The sequence below is a fragment of the Psychrosphaera sp. B3R10 genome (genome assembly GCF_018861025.1).
Taxonomy (GTDB): Bacteria; Pseudomonadota; Gammaproteobacteria; order Enterobacterales; family Alteromonadaceae; genus Psychrosphaera; species Psychrosphaera algicola.
Window position 1 is genome coordinate 184,864 of record NZ_JAHKQH010000040.1, and the last position, 20,154, is coordinate 205,017.

At 41.6% G+C, this 20,154-nt stretch carries 16 protein-coding genes; 11 read left to right on the plus strand and 5 right to left on the minus strand.

Annotation, left to right across the window (positions count from 1 at the left end):
- Positions 1-11 precede the first annotated feature (11 nt).
- The 3 genes from hldE to KO525_RS14680 all read right to left on the minus strand — a co-directional run bounded on the left by hldE (position 12) and on the right by KO525_RS14680 (position 2,874).
- Positions 12-1,466: a bifunctional D-glycero-beta-D-manno-heptose-7-phosphate kinase/D-glycero-beta-D-manno-heptose 1-phosphate adenylyltransferase HldE gene (gene hldE, locus KO525_RS14670; RefSeq protein WP_215964575.1), complete on the minus strand. Its 1,455-nt coding sequence runs from the start codon at positions 1,464-1,466 to the stop codon at positions 12-14.
- A gap of 167 nt (positions 1,467-1,633) precedes the next feature.
- On the minus strand, positions 1,634-2,215 hold the full coding sequence (locus KO525_RS14675; protein WP_215964576.1) for an SIS domain-containing protein: 582 nt from the start codon (positions 2,213-2,215) through the stop codon (positions 1,634-1,636).
- Between the two features lie 2 nt (positions 2,216-2,217).
- A complete protein-coding gene (locus KO525_RS14680; protein WP_215964577.1) occupies positions 2,218-2,874 on the minus strand; it encodes a TetR/AcrR family transcriptional regulator in 657 nt (218 codons plus the stop codon).
- Between the two features lie 392 nt (positions 2,875-3,266).
- Between KO525_RS14680 and coaD the strand changes: the two genes are divergently transcribed.
- The 5 genes from coaD to KO525_RS14705 all read left to right on the plus strand — a co-directional run bounded on the left by coaD (position 3,267) and on the right by KO525_RS14705 (position 9,163).
- The gene (gene coaD / locus KO525_RS14685; protein ID WP_215964626.1) at positions 3,267-3,761 is read left to right on the plus strand and encodes a pantetheine-phosphate adenylyltransferase; all 495 of its coding nucleotides are present in this window, start codon (positions 3,267-3,269) and stop codon (positions 3,759-3,761) included.
- A gap of 30 nt (positions 3,762-3,791) precedes the next feature.
- Positions 3,792-5,024 carry a cystathionine gamma-synthase family protein gene (locus KO525_RS14690; RefSeq protein ID WP_215964578.1) on the plus strand — a complete coding sequence of 411 codons (1,233 nt, stop codon included), beginning with the start codon at positions 3,792-3,794 and terminating at the stop codon, positions 5,022-5,024.
- Between the two features lie 47 nt (positions 5,025-5,071).
- Positions 5,072-5,947, plus strand: a complete 876-nt coding sequence (locus KO525_RS14695) for a TraB/GumN family protein (RefSeq protein WP_215964579.1) — start codon at positions 5,072-5,074, stop codon at positions 5,945-5,947.
- Between the two features lie 302 nt (positions 5,948-6,249).
- On the plus strand, positions 6,250-7,578 hold the full coding sequence (gene traF, locus KO525_RS14700) for a conjugal transfer protein TraF (RefSeq protein WP_215964580.1): 1,329 nt from the start codon (positions 6,250-6,252) through the stop codon (positions 7,576-7,578).
- 10 nt (positions 7,579-7,588) lie between these two features.
- Positions 7,589-9,163, plus strand: coding sequence for a hypothetical protein (locus tag KO525_RS14705; protein ID WP_215964581.1), 1,575 nt, complete (start codon positions 7,589-7,591; stop codon positions 9,161-9,163).
- 129 nt (positions 9,164-9,292) lie between these two features.
- Here the strand turns inward: KO525_RS14705 and ilvY are convergent, their stop codons facing one another.
- Positions 9,293-10,174 carry an HTH-type transcriptional activator IlvY gene (ilvY, locus tag KO525_RS14710; RefSeq protein WP_215964582.1) on the minus strand — a complete coding sequence of 294 codons (882 nt, stop codon included), beginning with the start codon at positions 10,172-10,174 and terminating at the stop codon, positions 9,293-9,295.
- Between the two features lie 151 nt (positions 10,175-10,325).
- Here ilvY and ilvC point away from each other — a divergent pair, with 151 nt between their 5' ends.
- From ilvC to ilvA, 6 genes are all read left to right on the plus strand, one after another.
- Positions 10,326-11,807, plus strand: a complete 1,482-nt coding sequence (ilvC, locus tag KO525_RS14715; protein ID WP_215964583.1) for a ketol-acid reductoisomerase — start codon at positions 10,326-10,328, stop codon at positions 11,805-11,807.
- A gap of 341 nt (positions 11,808-12,148) precedes the next feature.
- A complete protein-coding gene (gene ilvG / locus KO525_RS14720; RefSeq protein ID WP_215964584.1) occupies positions 12,149-13,852 on the plus strand; it encodes an acetolactate synthase 2 catalytic subunit in 1,704 nt (567 codons plus the stop codon).
- A gap of 12 nt (positions 13,853-13,864) precedes the next feature.
- Positions 13,865-14,215, plus strand: a complete 351-nt coding sequence (locus KO525_RS14725) for an ACT domain-containing protein (protein ID WP_215964585.1) — start codon at positions 13,865-13,867, stop codon at positions 14,213-14,215.
- A gap of 11 nt (positions 14,216-14,226) precedes the next feature.
- Positions 14,227-15,159: a branched-chain amino acid transaminase gene (locus KO525_RS14730; protein WP_215964586.1), complete on the plus strand. Its 933-nt coding sequence runs from the start codon at positions 14,227-14,229 to the stop codon at positions 15,157-15,159.
- A gap of 179 nt (positions 15,160-15,338) precedes the next feature.
- Positions 15,339-17,192 (plus strand): dihydroxy-acid dehydratase, encoded by a 1,854-nt coding sequence (ilvD, locus tag KO525_RS14735; RefSeq protein ID WP_215964587.1) that lies wholly within the window; start codon positions 15,339-15,341, stop codon positions 17,190-17,192.
- 38 nt (positions 17,193-17,230) lie between these two features.
- Positions 17,231-18,781 (plus strand): threonine ammonia-lyase, biosynthetic, encoded by a 1,551-nt coding sequence (ilvA, locus tag KO525_RS14740; protein ID WP_215964627.1) that lies wholly within the window; start codon positions 17,231-17,233, stop codon positions 18,779-18,781.
- 71 nt (positions 18,782-18,852) lie between these two features.
- Here the strand turns inward: ilvA and KO525_RS14745 are convergent, their stop codons facing one another.
- Positions 18,853-20,124 carry an APC family permease gene (locus tag KO525_RS14745; protein ID WP_215964588.1) on the minus strand — a complete coding sequence of 424 codons (1,272 nt, stop codon included), beginning with the start codon at positions 20,122-20,124 and terminating at the stop codon, positions 18,853-18,855.
- Positions 20,125-20,154: the final 30 nt, after the last annotated feature.

Genomic DNA, 20,154 nt, shown 5'->3' on the forward strand with positions numbered 1-20,154 from the left:
CCGCAATCTGACTAAGCTTTAATTTTTTCGATAACTTTAGTCGTTGAACAACCATCAACAAAATCAATAGTTGCCACTAAACCACCATTTTTTTGAACAATATCTGCTCCGACAATATTGTCTATTGTATAGTCGCCACCTTTTACTAAAACATCAGGTTTTATTGAATCAATTAGATGAAAAGGCGTATCGTCAAATCCATCGCCTAACTGTTCGCCAAATGGGATAACCCAGTCAACACTAGCAAGACCTGAGACAACAGTAGCACGTTCATTTAATGGATTTATTGGACGATTTTCACCTTTGAGACGGCGAATTGAGTCGTCATTATTTAAACCGACCACTAGGCGATCACCGAGGGCTTTTGCCTGTTCTAAATAGTGGACATGTCCCGCATGTAGAATGTCGAAACAGCCATTAGTGAATACAATTTTTTCACCACTTTGGCGAGCAAACTGAATATGCTGGAGCACTTCTTCAAACGGTGTTTGGTAATGTGCTTGTTTTGACGCAAACATATTTTTGTTTACGGCTTGGTATAATTCTTCAGGTGAAACCGTTGCTGCACCGAGTTTAGACACAACAATACCAGCAGCTAAATTAGCCACTTTTGCAGCATCTGCTAACGGTAAACCGGCAGCCATCATCATGGCGAGCGTTGCTATAACGGTATCGCCTGCGCCGGTTACGTCAGAAACTTCTAATACCTGCGCTGGCATATCGACTTTTTCAGTTACCGATATAGCGGACATACCTTGTTCGCTGCGCGTAAGTAATATAGATTCGATATTGTGCGTCGCAATAACGTCCTGTGCCGATTGCCAAATTTCTTGTTCGTTGGCAACTTTACCGCCAGCGGCGACAAATTCGGTTTTATTGGGGGTAATTACGTTTGCACCTGAGTAATCACTTAAGTCTTTTGATTTTGGATCAACAAAGACCATTTTCCCAGACGTTCGCGCTTTTTCAATCATGGATTTAATATTTGCTAACGTGCCTTTGTTGTAGTCTGAGAACACAATAAAATCGAAGTCGGGCAATACGGTTTCAAAGGCAACTTCCAGTGCGTCAGCATGAGCTTGATCAAATGCTTCTTCAAAATCCAGTCTTACGACTTGTTGCTGACGGCTGATAACCCGCAATTTGGTAATTGTTGGTTGGGTCGTTTGCGTAACCAATGCAGACTTGATTTGTTCACCAGCTAACAGTGACTCTAATCGCTCACCGTTTTCATCGTCACCGATAATGCCAAGTAAAGTCACTTGCCCGTCAAGGTGGCCAATATTGCGGGCGACGTTGGCTGCTCCGCCAACTTTGTCGTCTAGATTGTCAATTTTGACAACTGGAACAGGGGCCTCAGGAGAAATTCGTGACGAGTCGCCGGTCCAATATCGGTCGAGCATAACGTCGCCAACCACTAAGATTTTTACATGAGATAAGGTTTTAAATACGGATAAGTCGAACATAATAGCTGCGGTTTGGCTGTAAAAGTGTGGATAGCATAACGTAAAACCGTCTGATATCAATGGGGGAGAGCCGGATTTGGTAAAAGATTAGTTGAATGTGTACTGCAGCTTGTTGGCATTAATTCGCAATTGAATCGTCATGCCAACCAGCGATTTGATTCGTAATGTTAGTCGTCTTGGGTGACTAATTCGTCAATGACTTCGCACAACCAGTGACCAATGAACATATGTGCTTCTTGAATGCGCGCGGTTATGTCGTTTTTAATAATGATAGGTAAGTTAGCGATGTCTTTAACTTGTCCGCCGTCACGACCAGTAAATGCCACTGTATAGGCACCTATTTCGTTTGCTGCTTCTAAGCCTAAGTTAATATTGGCGCTAGTACCTGATGTGGTTAAACCAATCACGACGTCTTCTGGTTTGATCAACGCTTGAACCTGACGGGCAAACACGGTATCAAATTCATAGTCGTTTGTATGCGCGGTAAGAATTGATGTATCTGTTGTTAGTGCAATAGAAGCCAAAGCGCGGCGCTCTTTTTTAAAGCGCACAACAAATTCAGCGGCTAAATGTTGACTATCCGCAGCACTACCACCGTTGCCAAAAAATACAATTTTTCCACCTTTACCTAGTGCGTCAAAACACTCAATTGCGAGTTGTTCAACTTCAGGTAAATAAGATTCCATCGTTTGAAAAAGCGATAGGTGTTGTTGTAAGTTGTCTCGGTAACACTGTTTTAAGTCAAACATAATTATTCTGTCTCGCTGATTTCACCCGTCGCCAAAGCTTTGTAGCGACCTGTAAGTTCAGCTACGGCCACTTGGTAATCTGGTGTGACATAAGGTTTAAACAACAATAATACTTTAGTTAGGCCCTGATACAAAATTGGATTGTTAACCTCTGCCGCTTCTTCACTCGTTTTAATGTAACTGATCCAAAACGTAACTTGCTGCTTGATGATATTAGCGAAGTCATCAATATCGTTATTGTCGATATTTATTAAGCCGGCAACTTGCAAACTCACGATAAGGTGATGAATTTTTTCCATCATTTTATTATGGATTTTCAGGTATTGGGTTCTTAATTCTGGATCTCTTGCCATGATGACAGGGAGGTTATCGTACAAAAAATTGAAGTGATAAAGTGCGCTAAATACAGCGTCGAGATAATTGGTTAATATCTTCATTGCGTCTTGGCTAGGCTTTACCGGCTCAAAAGACGTCTGCATGTGGTCTGCGTATTTAGTGAATATATGTCGGATAATTTCTTCTTTGTTACGGAAGTGATAGTACAAATTACCAGGACTGATGTTCAGATGTGAAGCTATATGGTTTGTTGTAACGTTGCGTTCACCTTGAGCATTAAATAACTCAATACTCGCTTCTATAATGCGATCTTTTGTCTTCATATCCAATCTCTGTTATCAGCCAAAAAATTGACCAAATACCACTCCGTATCAATGTTTAATTCCGATGCTATTTTTAGTCACGCTTAAAAAGCGATTATAAAATGAGCCTAATCGAGCCATTCTCTATCTTACGCAAGTTTAGATCAATAGCTCTATTAACATTTCTTTATATCATATTTGTAATAGATTTTTCACGCTTACCTGCTTTATTTGTTTGTCATGATGAAAGTTTTCGCGGTGATTTCGAGTATGTTGCGATAATGTAATTCTGCTATAGTTCGTAAAATATTAAATCAGACGTGCTGGTTATCACTGTCACAAACGCAAATTTGCGTTAGTTTCAAGGATGTTAGTGGCGTTTAACTCTTTGAAGATTTGCTCCTATGAATGAAATGAAAAAACGCGTAATAGCGATTTACCCGGGCACATTTGATCCGTTAACAAACGGCCACATCGATTTAGTAAATCGAGCGAAAGACCTTTTTGATCATGTTGTTGTTGCCATAGCGAAGAGCGACAGAAAAAATCCCCTGTTTTCATTAGATGAACGAGTTGCGTTGGCACAGGCGTCATTAGCTGGTATCGATAAAGTGTCAGTGGAAGGTTTCTCTGGATTATTGGCTGAGTTTGCGGTGCAAAAGCAAGCAACGGTTTTACTTCGTGGAGTGAGAACAGTCGCTGACTTTGAATATGAATCGCAATTAGCCGAGATTAATCGCTCGCTTAATGTTGGACTTGAAAGTGTTTTGTTAACCCCAAGAGGTGAATTGGCCCATATCTCTTCTACGATCGTGAGAGATGTTGCAGCCCATGGCGGCGATGCCAGTAAATTTGTTCATCCAAGTGTTGCTCAAGCACTTAACTTAAAATTTCAAGCCAAGCTTTAATTAAAAGCGTTCACTTATAAGGAAGGTGTTATGAGTAAAGGTTTTACAACGGATACGGTACATCACGATAGATTACTTAACCCAGATAGTGGTGCGGTGCATTATCCCATTGTTAACTCTGTGTTGTTTGGTTACGACAACCCTCAAGATTTAGTTGATATTTTCCAGGGGAAACAAGCAGGTCATGCATACGCTAGACAGTCGACACCGACCACAGATGCCCTGCAATCCCTAATTACTCAGATGGAAGGTGGCACTTCATCGTTAGTTTTTGCGTCGGGTATGGCGGCAATTAGCACATTATTTTTTACGTTACTAAAAGCCGGCGACCATGTGGTAGCAAGTCGCTTTCTATTTGGTAATACTCCTAGTTTATTAAATACTTTTAAACGATTTGGGATTGAGGCAACACTAGTTGATGTCACCGACGTTGCACTCGTAGAAGCCGAAATTAAAGACAATACCAAATTTGTTTTTACCGAAACGATTGCGAATCCTGTAACGCAAATAGCTGACCTGTCTGCGATTGGCGCACTCTGCAAAAAACGCAACATACCGTTTGTGGTCGACAACACAATGACACCAAGTTACTTGTTTAAAGCCAAAGAGGTCGGTGCGAGTTTAATCACTTGTTCGCTAACAAAGTATGTCAGTGGCCACGGTACCGTGACGGCTGGGGCAGTGATTGAAACCGGGCAATATAATTGGCAGGATTTTAGTAACATATTGGACTCTTTTCGACACCTCAAATCTGAAGCTCAAGTGATGACTCAAATTAAGAAAAAAGGGTTAAGGGATTTTGGAGCATGCTTGTCATCTGACAGTGCTCAAATGATCGCTGTTGGCGCTGAAACCATGGCATTGCGTATGGACCGAGCGTGTTCTAATGCGTTGGCTTTGGCCGAATATTTGGCACAACATCCTAAAATAGCAAAGGTTTATTACCCCGGGTTAGCGGGGCATCCTCAACATGAGTTAGCTAAAAAGCATTTTAAACATTTTGGCGCAATTGTGAGCTTCGACCCAGTAGCGGATATTGATCCGGTCAAACTTTTATCCGAGTTAACCACTGTTATTTCAGCCACCCATTTAGGTGATAACCGAACATTAGCGTTGCCAGTCGCTCAGACGATATTCTGGGAGATGGGTATAGAAAATAGACAACGAGCAGGGATCAGCGAAAACATGATTAGAATGTCAGTTGGCATTGAAGATGAAAAAGACTTAATTGCTGATTTTTCAAATGCGTTAACAAACTGCTAATGAGAATGTGCTTGAAATACTTGTCCTACGGCCTACTAGTAGTACTGTTGAATTTTTGCGGGCTAATCGCCTCAAGTGGCGTACAAGCCGTTCCGCTTTGGGATAATAAAGCGGATAATGGCGATGACTATTTGGTTGGTACTATTCATGTGGGTGACATTCGCCTACGTGATTTGCCCATTGAAATTAAAAAAGCAATTGATCAGGTTGAAGTTATTGTTGTTGAGTTTGATCCAAGTTCCACATCGACCTACCAGCGAGAGTTTCTAATGGCGAAGTTAGGCATGTTGCCCGCTGATGAATCTCTGCAAACTGTATTGTCGTCTCCGGTATACCGCAAACTCGCTAAGGTCCTTCTTGAATTCAACGTTGATATTAATACAGTAGAACAATTTAGGCCGTGGTTTTTGTCATTGATGTTGGTGCAACTGACTTATGAAATGCAGGGCTTAAACGCCGACCGTGGCGTTGATGTACAGATAGTCAACTATGCGCGTCGACAGGGCAAAAAAATCATTGGATTAGAAACGTTCGAGCAACAGCTAAGAATGTTTGACGATTTGTTTAAACGATATCCTAATATCAATCAGGACGATTTGATTTTAGATACCATTGATGAAATCGAAACCAATGTCGATTTACCAATCCAAATGATGGATGCCTGGATTGCTGGTGACATGGCGGCATTTGAAGAAATATATAGCCATACGCTTAATAAATCCGAATTCGATAAGGCCGCTGAACAAGTGCTTTTAGTGGAACGAAATCACAACTGGGTTCCGCAATTAAACCAATTATTAGCAAATAATTCTGTAATGGTGGCTGTAGGTTCGTTACATTTTGCTGGACCGAACAGTGTTAAAAAGCTTTTAAAATCAAAGTTTTCAATGTACAAACAAGATCCTAAAAACGTTATTCCCTAATAAAGTTGCGTATTGCTTGTTCATTTGTAACAAACTTTGACTATACTGAAGGGCGTGGCTCATTTTTAGTGAAAACAAAAATGTGTAGTAGGGCTATTAAAAGGAATACGATCAAATATGATGATATTATCCATAACTCTGTTAAATCGATTGACATAATTGCTGTTTAACATGAAGCCTCAAGTCACCTTGCCTAATAACAAAAAAAATCATTGGCACTTAACATTACTTTTGCTGCAAGCGAATACGTTTGCTTGTTCGTATATATTTGCATTTAAACAACAATTTTTAAGGAAGTTTCTATGAAAAAACATCCGACGCTTTCCCGTATCGCTATTGCGTGTCTAATGACCTGTTCAGCAGGTGTTTTAGCTGCCAATCCGACGTATACACCGGGAGCCCTGTCGACATTAGGTAAAGTGAGTCACCCAGGTACCATTTTATCTTCTACGATTAATCCAGCAGCCGGCGAGTTATTAGTTGGAATGGACGAAAAAGTACGTATGGGCTTTATGAGTTCACTTGGCTATCGCCTTGAACTCGGTCCAATTGACAACTTTTTAGACCAAGCCGATGATTTAGCCGATGCACTAGAGGATGAAGATTTATCCCTTAATGATGCATTAGAACTGAAAGACGACTTTGATGCCTTATTACCAGAGTTTGGTCAAAGTGGTCGTTTAACTCAACAAGCCGGATTCTCTATTCCCCTTATGCCTTTCGCATTCAGAAGTGAAACACTTAACGGTGTTATTACATTTGATATTTCTGCTGGTGGCATGTTAGATGCTCGATTCTTAGATGATCCAATTCAAATTGAAGTTGCCAGTGAGCAAATCAATCTGTTGACCTCAAGTTCGTTTTATATCAAAAGTGCCGCAGCATTAACGGCATCTGTTGGTTATAGCCGCAACGTTTGGGAATCGGAAATGGGCGACTATAATGTTTACGCTGGTGCAACTGCAAATTTACATGTGATTGGCCTAAACAAACAGCTGATTGCATTGCAAAATTTAATCGACGATGAAGATGTTGGTACTGCAATTGAAGACGAATTTAGCAGCAATACAGGTTCAACAACTGAAGTCGGCTTTGATTTAGGCTTGTTATGGACGGCACCAAACGCACAAATCGGTTTGACGATTTTAAATGCGAATGAACCAGAATTTGCTTATGGCGATATTGGTCAAAACTGTTTGGAATTAGACACCGTCTCATTGCAATCAAATTGTTTTATTGCGCAACAAGTTTTCTCTGATGAAATTGCCTTAAGTGAAACGGCAACATTAAGTGCTAAAACAATTGTTGAAGGTGCTATTTATACAGAGAGCCGAAACTGGTTAATTTCAGCAGCTGCAGAACTAAATTCAACTTACGACTTAATTGGCCGTGAGTCACAGTACGTTTCTGTTTCAGCAAGTTATTCGTCTGACGGTTACATATTACCTAGCTTGCGCTTTGGCGCGGCAAAAAACCTAGTTGGGACTGAATTGACAACGGTCAGTGGCGGTACAACTTTGTTAGGTATGATCAATATTGATTTGACCATGAGTTTAGAAACCATTGAAGTTGACGGAAGTGAAATTCCTCGAGTATTTGGTTTCAACATTGGTATCGAAGAGAAGTTTTAGGAGTTCGACTATGAGTATCAAGACAAAAAATATGAAAAAATTGTTTTTAGCGACCTGTGTTACAACAGCGTTGGTTGGACTTCAAGCGTGTAATGCAGATGACCCAGATGTTGGTGATTCTTCTGCTAAATCAGCTTTTGGTGGCCGTTTAATTGATGGTTATCTTGCTGGCGCAACTATCTATATTGATCTAAACAGAAATAATCGACGCAATGCTGGCGAACCTTATGCGATTACCGATAAGGATGGTTATTTTTCTGAATCTAAAGAAGGCGTGAATTATTGCCGCGAAGGCGCTCCAGAAAATGAATCACGTCATTGCTTGAATTCAGTTTTAGCTGACTCCGACGTTCTTATCCGTACTTATGGCGGCTTTGACGTGGCAACAGGCGAACCTTTTACAGGTAGTCTTTCTCGAGAAGTGAAGGTTTCAACAACAGGTGTTGTGAACAATAGCGTTGTATCTCCACTAACAACGGCGTTAGCCGCAGCAGAAGACAAAGAAAAACTGTTAGCTGATTTAGGCATTACAGAATCTGACTTAGACGTCGATTTTTTAAGTGAAGACGAGTTCTCTTCTGCGTTAACAGGTAAAGCGCTAGGGTTGCATAAAGTCGCGACCGCATTTTCTGAAGTTGTTGATAGTGTTTACACTGAGTTTGGTGAAGATTCAGATTTACCAAGTAACAGTTATGAACTTGTTTACAAAGGTTTAGTTAACAATGCTCCGGCGGATGGTGTTTGGACTGAAGCTGATCTATTTGCAGCGTTTGAGGCGGCAGAGCAAACTGCCATCGACCTTTATGTTGGCGCGGGCCTTTCTAATGCAGCGGTTGCTCCAGAAGACATAGTTGCAGCAGTAAATGGAGCAAAAGTCATACTGGGTGTTATTGGCACATCGTTTTCGAGCGAAACCACGTTTGATAACTTAAATCAAAATCTACTTGGTGTTGAGCTTGTTACCACTAAAATCGTTTATGAAAAAGCAGAATTGGACGAAGTGGATACGATTGTTAATGAACTTGGTGATCCTGATTCAAACTTGAATCAAACCTTGTCTAATGTAAATGCCGATTTCCAAGGTTTAGCTAAGACTAAAATTGATGATTCAACTGACTATGATTCGTTGGTTGTTGTCGATCCTCAAAACTTAGGGGACCCAATCGACAAGCAGTTATCAATTAACTATGAAGATGAAGACGCCAGTGGCGCATTCCATATCTTCTTCAAAGGTACTGAAGGCAGTTCTTCTGGTACCTTAGTTACATGTTTAACTTATACCACAACTGACCAGTCAGAACTTGATGATTCAGATTTTGATCTTGAAGACGTTAATACTGCCGGTAATTGGTTTAACATTGATGCAAAAAGCATGGTTGTTACTCTAACGTTTGGTGGTGGTAACTATGATGTTGTATTGGCAAGTAAAGGCTTAGACGCCGAACAGCGCCAAAAATACAGCTTTAGTTACGGCGGTGAAAACGTGAGTTGGTATAGTAACAATGGTTTAATCGCCAACGACGATACTAACGCATTGCCTGTGCCAGTCTCAAATGATGACTGTTCTGCAACTCTCGTAGATTAATCCGGGGGCTTCACACGATTTAATGTCAGTGTGAAATAAAAAAGCCGCAATTTCTTGTAAGAGATTGCGGCTTTTTAGTATCCAAAATTTAGAACCAATAAAATGGCTAAAACAGAACTGGTATTCAGGCTATTCTTTTAATGCGCAAGTCAAAAACGCAGCAACAATTTCATTGGTCTTTTTATTGTTGTGACAACATACGCCCAGTTCAAAAGGTTCCGGATTTACGTTAGGTTTTAACACCGATATTTTACTTTTCACTGGACTTGCATCAATAACCAATTGCGGTGCTATGCTCACGCCACACCCTAGGGCGACCATGCTCACTAGGGCTTCATGCCCAGAAACGCTGGCATAAATATTTGGCTTAATGTTCATAGATTTTAGCCATTTTTCAAACTTAAACCGAATTGGTCCAGACTCTGGCATGACAAAAGGTAACGACTGCCAGTCAATGTCTTCAGATTGTATTGCGATGGCTAAATCACTGTTCGTGTTTGGGCCTATGATTTTAAGTGGTACTTCCTGCAAGGATTGAAAAAAGTACTTACTTGATTGCCCATCACGCAATGCAGCAATTGCAATATCGACGTGACCATCGTCAATTAACGTCAGTGTTTGTGCCGCATCACCTGTTATTATCTTTAAATCGACATGTGGGTGAGCTTCAGAAAATCGTTCAATTAACGTTGGTAAAAACTCATATGCTGCGGTCACAGTACAAAATATTCTTAACGTCCCGGTTAATTGCTCACTTTTTTGTTTTAGACTTTGCTGCAAGTGATGCCAATTTGCCAATGTCGTCGCGGCAAATTCACGGGTTTTAAATCCGGCGTTAGTGAGTTCGACTTTTCGGTTGTCACGAATGAATAAAGCCTCACCAATTTCCTGCTCAAGCCTTTGGATCATGCGACTTAGGGTCGACGGACTCAAAAACATTGCATCAGCTGTAGTGGCAAAATGTTTACTCTGACAAAGATGTAAAAACGCGTTTAATTCTTTTAAATCCATAATATTGTTCTAACTTATATAGCATTTCATTAATCGCAATGATTGGTTGAGTATATATCAATTTACGCAATAATGAATTAATCCTATAGTCACTTCCATCAAAAAAACTCACTTTAGTGTGAGTAAAGTAGCTAAATATATAGGAAACCCCATGGCTAATTACTTTAATACCTTACCTTTACGCGAGCAACTGGCTCAATTAGGCGTATGTCGTTTTATGGATCGCAGTGAATTCAGTGCTGGATGTGACGCTCTTAAAGGTAAAAAGATTGTCATCGTGGGCTGTGGCGCTCAAGGTCTAAACCAAGGTTTGAACATGCGTGACTCTGGTCTTGACGTTTCTTATACGCTACGCCAAGCTGCAATCGACGAAAAACGTGAATCATTTGTACGTGCAAGCGACAATGGCTTTACAGTTGGAACTTACGAAGAACTTATTCCTACTGCTGATTTAGTTTATAACTTAACGCCAGATAAACAGCATTCAGCTGTTGTTGACGCGATTATGCCTCTTATGAAGCAAGGTGCGACTTTAGGTTACTCTCACGGTTTTAACATCGTTGAAGAAGGCAAACAAATTCGCGAAGACCTAACTGTTGTTATGTGTGCGCCTAAATGCCCAGGTACTGAAGTACGTGAAGAATACAAACGTGGTTTTGGTGTTCCAACACTAATCGCGGTTCATGCTGCAAACGACCCTGAAGGCAAAGGCTGGGATATCGCTAAAGCGTTAGCATCAGCAACTGGCGGCGACCGCGCTGGTGTACTTGAGTCTTCTTTTGTAGCAGAAGTTAAATCTGACCTTATGGGTGAGCAAACTATTCTATGTGGTATGCAACAAGCTGCTGCAGTTGTTGCTTACGAAAAAATGGTTGCTGAAGGCATGGACGCAGGATATGCGGCTAACCTAATTCAATTTGGTTTAGAAGTGATCACCGAAGCAATGAAGATTGGTGGTGTATCGCACATGATGGACCGTCTAACAAACCCTGCTAAATTAAAAGCATGTGAACTTGCTGACGAATTCACTACATTATTCCGCCCATTGTTTGAAAAACATCAAGACGACATCATCAGCGGCGAGTTCTCACGCACTATGATGGCAGACTGGGACAATGGTGACGCAAACTTATTAAAATGGCGTGAAGAAACGGGCCAGACTGGTTTTGAAAAAGCACCTAAAGTTGACCACAACATCACTGAGCAAGAGTTCTTTGATAAAGGCATCTTCTTAGTTGCCTGTATTAAAGCTGGCGTAGAAATCGCGTTTGACGTAATGGTTGAAGCAGGTATCTTACCTGAATCAGCTTACTACGAGTCATTACACGAGACGCCGTTAATCTCAAATACAATTGCTCGTAAACGTCTATACGAAATGAACGTTGTAATCTCAGACACTGCAGAGTACGGAAACTACTTGTTCGCGAACGCGGCAATTCCAATGTTCCGTGAGCACGTTATGCCTAACTTAAGCCTAGAATTAATGGGTAAAGGTTTGGATATCGCGGACAATAAAGTAGACAACGTAACGTTAGCAAGAGTTAACGACGCTATGCGTAATCACCCAGTTGAAAAAATTGGTAAAGAATTACGTGGTTATATGACTGACATGAAACAAATCCAAACTGTATAACTTTTATATATTGGATTGCGTTAGACTTATAATTAAATGAACTAAGTGTTGTTGGCGATTTATTTGACATATAGAGCTGTAAATCGTAAAAACTAATGACACTTATTTCATTGTTCGAATCTTCGAGCAGCGAACGTAACAAAAGAATATTAGAGACATGAAATTTAATTTAGTTATTCTCATTATTAACGTCGTCGTGGTCATTTTACCGCGTCGGGGTTTGTTATGAGCGTAAATTAAATATCTCATATTAGACCCCGGCTTAATGTTCGGGGTTTTTTGTTACTAAAGCCTTGAACTAAACCGGATTAACCCTCGTCAGAGAAACGGTAGGAAACAAGATGAAAACAGGTGCAGATTTAATCATAGACACCCTATACGATTTAGGGGCGACTGAAGTATTTGGATATCCAGGTGGTACCATTATGCCGGTCTATGACGCACTCTTCCGCAGTCTCGAACGTGGTTCTCCCGTTAAACACTATTTATGCCGACATGAACAAGGCGCTGGTTTTGCCGCAGTGGGTTTTGCACGTAGTACCGGAAAAACCGGTGTATGCATTGCAACCTCAGGTCCAGGCGCAACGAATCTAATTACCGCTTTAGCCGATGCAAAATTAGACTCAGTTCCTGTAGTGGCAATTACCGGACAGGTTCCTCGTCCACTAATGGGCACTAATGCATTCCAAGAAGTTGATGTTTTTGGCCTTTCGGTAGCAAGTTGTAAACATAGCTTCCAAGTTATGGATCAATCTGAATTAGAAGATACGATTCGCCAAGCCTTTATAATTGCAAATGAAGGACGTCCAGGTCCCGTGTTAATCGACATCCCAAAAGATGTTCAGATGAACACTATCGTTAAGCAACGTTCATTAGTGTTACCTAGACAACCTGAACAGACAGCTCGTTCTGAACAGTTTGAACAAGCTAAGCAACTTATCTTAAAAGCTCAGAAACCAATATTCTATATCGGTGGTGGGGTTGACTTAGCGGGTGTAACAGACGAATTGAATCAAGTGTTACGTACGACTCAGTTGCCAGCCGTTTCTACACTAAAAGGTTTAGGCTCTGTTGACCCTGAATATGCTTACTCATTGGGAATGCTAGGAATGCACGGGAATGCGGGTGCCAACTTAGCGGTACAAGATTGTGATTTACTAATCGCATTGGGCGCGCGTTTTGATGACCGGGTGACAGGTCGCTTAGCGAGTTTTGCTCCAAATGCAAAAGTTTTGCATATCGACATCGACAATTCAGAAATAAATAAATTACGCCAGGTAGAATTGGCCATCAATTGTAACCTCAAAACGGCTATGTCGTTATTACATAAAGAGCTTACTGTTTTAAGCGCCGAGCAACAACAGTCTTGGCAGTCGTGGCGTGATACATGTACGCAGTTGGCTGAAGACCATCAATGGCGTTACGATTTCCCGCATGATGGGATTTACGCGCCGTCGTTACTTAAGCAATTAAGCGATAAATTAACACCTGCCTCTGTTGTTACTTGTGATGTTGGTCAGCACCAAATGTGGGTGGCACAACATATGAGCTTCGCGAGTACTAAAAACCACTTAAGTTCTGGTGGAGCTGGTACAATGGGCTTTGGCTTACCTGCAGCGGTAGGCGCAAAAGTCGCTCGTCCAAACGACCAAGTTATTGCGGTATGTGGCGATGGCTCGATAATGATGAATATTCAAGAACTAGGTACCATCAAGCGTTTTAACCTTGGGGTAAAAGTTTTACTTATCGACAATGCTAAATTGGGCATGGTTAAACAATGGCAAGAATTGTTTTTTGACCAACGTTTAAGTGAAACTGATCTGTCGGATAATCCAGAATTTGTCATGTTGGCAAAAGCATTTGATATTCCAGGTCAAACAATTACAAAACAAAGTGAAGTCGCCGGAGCGTTAGAGACGTTAGTCCAGCATGATGGCCCGTACTTTTTGCATGTCAAAATTGATGCAGGCGACAATGTATGGCCATTAGTACCGCCTGGCGCGGCCAACCAAGATATGATAGATCACAGTCAACAAACGAGTTAACAGGAGAATATTATGACCATGTCAAATCACAACACACCCGTAGCTCATATCAGTTTGGTCTGTGTTCAGTCTAGTTTGTTATTAGAGCGTTTGTTACAAACATTAAGATATCGCGGTTTTAATGTCGTTAGCATGGCTTCAAATGATTTAAGTGCCAATGAGACTGAAGTCCACTTAGTCGTGAAGGGTCAAGGAAAGCTGACAACTTTACAAAAAAGCTTTGAAGCTTTGATTGAGGTTCAACAGTGTTATTTAACTGCAGATCAGGCAAAATTGGCGTCTTTATTAGAATTCGGGCTATCTACAAAGTTTAGCCCTGCAAAAACCACCCAACCGGGCTCTTATGCCGCGGAAGGCGCATAGAGGAAACAACAATGGCATTGTCATCATCAGCTGAAAAAATTTGGTTCAACGGTAAACTTATTCCTTTTGCAGACGCAAAAGTACACGTATTAAGTCACGCTATTCATTATGGTTCTTCTGTATTTGAAGGTGTTCGTGCATACGATACGCCAGATAAAGGCACATGTATCTTCCGTTTAGAAGATCACACACGTCGTTTATTTGATTCAGCAAAAATTTATCGCATGACGATTCCTCATACGATGGAAGAGCTTAATCAAGCACAAAAAGACGTTGTTGTTCAAAATGGTTTTAAATCGGCTTACCTACGCCCAGCGGCATTTTATGGTGAGATTGGCCTCGGTTTAGCGGTTCCTTTTAACACTGAAGCAGACGTCATTGTTGCGGCAATGGAATGGGGCGCCTACTTAGGTGAAGAAGCACTTGAAAATGGCGTTGACGCTGGCGTTTCAAGCTGGAATCGTCTTGCCGCGAATACTATGCCTACTGGTGCAAAAGCCGGTGGTAATTACTTATCTTCACAGCTAATTTCGATGGAAGCTCGTCGCCATGGCTACGGTGAAGGTATTGCGTTAGATGTGCATGGATATGTATCTGAAGGCGCTGGTGAAAACCTATTTGTTATTCGTGACGGTGTTGTAACAACAACGCCAATTACAGCGGCAATTTTGCCAGGTCTGACTCGCGACACGATCATCAAGCTTTTAAAAGAGCTGGGTTATGTCGTCCGCGAACAAAATATTCCACGTGAAGCATTATACCTAGCTGATGAAGTATTGATGTGTGGTACTGCTGCGGAAGTTACGCCAGTACGCAGTGTTGACGGTATCGAAGTCGGCAGTGGTAAACGTGGACCGATTACAAAACAAATTCAAGAAGCATTTTTTGGTTTGTTTAATGGTACAACAGAAGATAAGTGGGGCTGGTTAACACCAGTTAAATAATAGCGAATTGCTCTGCAGTTTCGGTCGAAACAAATGTCGACCGATACCATGTGGATAATTAGCCGTTACACGTCTTTAAAAAGATAGCTAAAAGCTTCTGTTGTTTTTGATTGAATTGTTCAATGCAAAAAGCGCAGAAGCTTTTTGCGTTTTAAGAAATAGATAAAAGGAAAATACACATGCCTAAGTTACGCTCGGCAACATCCACTCAAGGTCGCAATATGGCAGGTGCTCGTGCGTTATGGCGCGCGACGGGGATGACAGATGGTGATTTTGGTAAACCTATCATTGCAGTTGTTAATTCGTTCACTCAGTTTGTACCTGGCCACGTGCATTTAAAAGATATGGGGCAGCTTGTCGCCGGTGCAATCGAAGAAGCTGGTGGTGTCGCAAAAGAATTTAATACTATCGCAGTCGATGATGGTATCGCGATGGGTCATAGCGGTATGTTATATAGCTTGCCGTCACGTGACTTAATAGCTGACTCTGTTGAATACATGGTTAACGCCCATTGCGCTGACGCTATGGTGTGTATTTCCAACTGTGACAAAATTACTCCGGGTATGTTAATGGCGGCCATGCGCATAAACATACCAGTTATTTTTGTTTCTGGCGGACCAATGGAAGCGGGTAAAACGAAGCTTTCAGATCAAATTATCAAACTGGATTTAGTTGACGCTATGATCCAAGGGGCTGATCCAAAAGTGTCTAACGACCAGTCGGATCAAGTAGAACGTTCTGCTTGCCCTACGTGTGGTTCATGTTCTGGTATGTTCACCGCAAACTCAATGAACTGTCTAGCCGAAGCGCTTGGTTTAGCGTTACCGGGTAATGGTTCTATGTTGGCAACACATGCTGACCGTGAACAATTATTCTTAAAAGCAGGTAAACAAATTGTTGAGTTAACGAAACGTTATTATCAAGATGACGATGAGTCTGCATTACCGCGTAATATCGCTAACAAAGATTCATTTTCTAATGCGATGTGTTTAGATATTGCGATGGGTGGTTCAACAAATACTATTTTGCATCTTTTAGCTACGGCGCAGGAAGCGGGTGTTGATTACACTATGGAAGATATGGATAAATTGTCTCGTATCGTGCCGCAGCTATGTAAAGTCGCGCCGTCTACACCTGAGTATCATATGGAAGACGTCCATCGCGCCGGTGGTGTTATTGCCATTTTAGGTGAGTTATCACGTGCAGGTTTGCTAAAAACAGACGTACCAAATGTTTTAGGAACTTCGCTTGCTGACGTTATTTCAAAATATGATATTAAAATCACTGACGATGAAGACGTTAAAAAATTCTATCGCGCCGGTCCAGCGGGTATCCGTACCACAAAAGCGTTTAGCCAAGATTGTCGTTGGGATACATTAGACGAAGACCGCGAAAATGGCTGTATTCGCAGTATTGAAAACGCCTTTTCTACAGAAGGTGGGTTAGCGGTTCTTTCTGGTAATATCGCGGTGGATGGTTGTGTAGTAAAAACTGCCGGCGTAGCTGATGAGAATTTAGTATTTACCGGTCCTGCGCATATTTTTGAAAGCCAAGACGAAGCGGTTGCCGGCATCTTAGAAGGTAAAGTTGTGGCTGGTGAAGTCGTCGTAATACGTTACGAAGGCCCTAAAGGCGGTCCAGGTATGCAGGAAATGTTGTACCCTACGACTTATTTGAAATCGATGGGCTTAGGTAAAGCGTGTGCATTATTAACGGATGGTCGTTTTTCTGGAGGCACATCTGGTTTATCAATTGGTCACGTATCACCTGAAGCTGGAAGTGGTGGTGTCATTGGACTCGTTGAACAAGGCGATATTATTCATATCGATATTCCTACCCGAGAAATTACCCTAAAAGTATCTGATGCAGAACTTGAAGCTCGTCGTAAAGCGATGGAAGCCAAAGGCAAGGGCGCTTGGAAACCAGTTAATCGTGTTCGTCCAATTAGTTATGCACTGAAAAATTACGCAATGTTGGCAACAAGTGCTGATAAAGGCGCGGTACGTAATAGAGAGTTATTGGATAACTATTAATAATTCAAAACAATTAATTTACATTAGCGAGAAAAATGATGTCACCTACAGACCAACTAAATAAACTGAAAATCGCACAGGGTTACGTACGTGATATTTTGTTGGCACCAATTTATGACATAGCTGTGCAAACGAGTGTTGACCGATTAAGCATACTGTCTGCGCGTCTAGAGAATTCAGTATTTGTTAAGCGGGAAGATGAACAACCCGTACATTCATTTAAGTTACGTGGCGCATTTAACAAACTTGTTGGTCTATCAAAAGAAAAACAAGCATTAGGTGTTGTGGCGGCGTCAGCTGGTAATCATGCCCAAGGACTTGCCTTATCAGCAAAGGCCTTGGGTGTTGTGGCGACTATTGTAATGCCGGAAACGACACCGGACATTAAGGTCAATGCGGTTCGTAGCCACGGTGCGAACGTTGTTCTTAAGGGGAAAAGCTTTGATGAAGCGAATAATTTCGCCTTAACACTAGCCTCGGACAAAGGCTTGAGTTATATCCACCCGTTTGACGATAAAGAAGTCATTGTGGGTCAAGGTACGGTTGCAAAGGAATTGTTACAGCAAATCCGTGACTTGGATGTGGTTTTTATTCCGGTTGGTGGCGGCGGTCTATTGGCTGGTATGGCGGTGTACATCAAGCAGCTCAAACCTGAGATCAAAGTTATTGGGGTTGAGCCAGAAGGGGCGGCCTGTTTAAAAGCGGCACTAGAAGCGGGCAAACCTGTTGATTTAGGTCAAGTGGATTTATTTGCAGATGGCGTTGCAGTGAAATTAATTGGAACGCATACCTTTGAGCTTGCTCAGCAGTACTGTGACGAAGTGGTTACCGTAAATTCAGACGAAATATGTGCAGCGATTAAAGACTTGTTTGATGACGTACGAGCGGTTGCAGAACCTGCCGGTGCGTTAAGTTTGGCGGGCCTTAAAAAGTACGTTAAAACGACAGGCATAAAAGGCAAACGACTCAGTTGTATATTGTCTGGAGCAAATCTCAATTTTGACAAATTACGTTATGTTGCCGAACGCACCGAGCTTGGCGAGAAAAAAGAAGCGGTACTTGCGGTGACCATACCTGAACGTAAAGGCGCGTTTATAGAATTCTGTGACGCGTTGGGCGGTAAAGCGATTACTGAATTTAACTATCGATATCATGATACCAGCTCAGCTGAGATTTTTGTCGGTGTTAAAATGTCAGATATGAGTACAGATTTACCTGTGTTAATTCAGAGCTTAATTAATAAGGATTATCAGGTTGTCGATCTCACTGATAATGAGTTAGCCAAACTCCATATCCGTCATATGGTGGGTGGCAAGCCAACTCAAAAAATCAATGAAAAGATTTATAGTTTCGAGTTTCCAGAATACCCAGGAGCCTTGTCGAAATTCCTAACAATGTTAGGTCAAAAGTGGAATATCACTATGTTCCATTATCGCAACCATGGTGCGGCTTTTGGTCAAGTTTTAGCGGGGTTTGAAGCTTTAGAAGATGATGCTGCTGAGTTGCAAGGGCATTTAGATGCTGTTGGGTTTAATTGGAAAGATGAATCAGATAATCCAAGCATAAAACTGTTTTTGAAAAACAAATAGTGGGTGCCTTTTAGAATTACCTTTTAGAATAAAAAGGGATGTTCGCATCCCATTTTATTTGCCAAATACACTTACGTTACCCTAGCTACCCGATAAAATATCGACCCCAAAAGAATAAACCCTAAAGTATACAACCAAGATTGTATGCTCGCCTGCGCTATCAACCAAACACAAACCAAAATACCGCTACTGGATATCAGAAAAATAACCCATTGTGACAATGGCAGTTGCATCTTTTTATGTAGTTTGGGTACGGCAAGTACGCACACTAAATAACCTATCAGTCGAGCCAGAGAGCTAAAAATTGCCAACCAAACAAAGCCTTTTGTAATGGCTAAAATCATGGCAAACCCCGCTAGAAAGTAAATTGAATTTATGGGGGTTAAATATCGTTTATGGGTCGACAGAAACCACTGGGGTAACTGATTGTTTTCAGCTAATGCGTAGGTCATTCTGGGTGCGGCTAACATTAAGGCAAGTAAATTACCAAAAATAGAAACTATTGCCGTGAACGCAATAACAAGACCAAATGACGTTATGCCTAAAGATTCGGTTATCACATTGGCACTTGTAACAAGTGGCGCATTGGTCGCGATGGGGGTTGGTAACGTACTGACGACAATTGCCTGAATAAAAAAATACAACACAGTTGTGGCGATGAGGGTAAGCAGCAACGCCTTTGGCATATCGGCTTTCGGGTTTTTTGCTTCTTTTGCCGGAATTATCGCACCTTCAAATCCGATAAAAGCGTAAACGAGTAATAACATTGACGTTGGAAATTGATCAAGTTGCGGCGGAGGTGCGGAAAACAATTGTTCGGCATTTATATAAGTGACGCCAAATAAAACAAAAAGCGCAATGGGTAGGAGTTTGGCCAAAGTGACTAGATAAATCGACGTCATGGCATTTTTGATACCAAGAATATTGATCGTTGCTAATAGGACAATGAGTAAACAAACTCCAATTGACGCAATTTCTGGTGTTTGTAATACGGGAAAATAAAGTGATAAATAAAGCACTAGAGCGTGTCCGTTGGCCGCAAGGGCACTGACACGACCTAAATATAATAGCCAGCCTGTTTGAAACCCAACAAAAGGACCAAAGGCTTTAGTGCTGTATAAAACCGGACCACCGGTTTGGTCGAAAGCACTAGATAAAATAGCAAAACAGGCAACTATCGGAAAAATAGCTATGCCACATAATAAGAACATCCATGGACTAAAGTAGGCCAGTTGATTGGCTGCCGCGGCGGGCAATGCAAAGATCCCGGCACCTATGAGGCCATTAATCGCAATCGCTGCGACACCTATCTTAGTTATGGATTGAGTTGAAAGTGTAGCCAATGAATGTTCCCGTTTTTAGCTAAACTAACA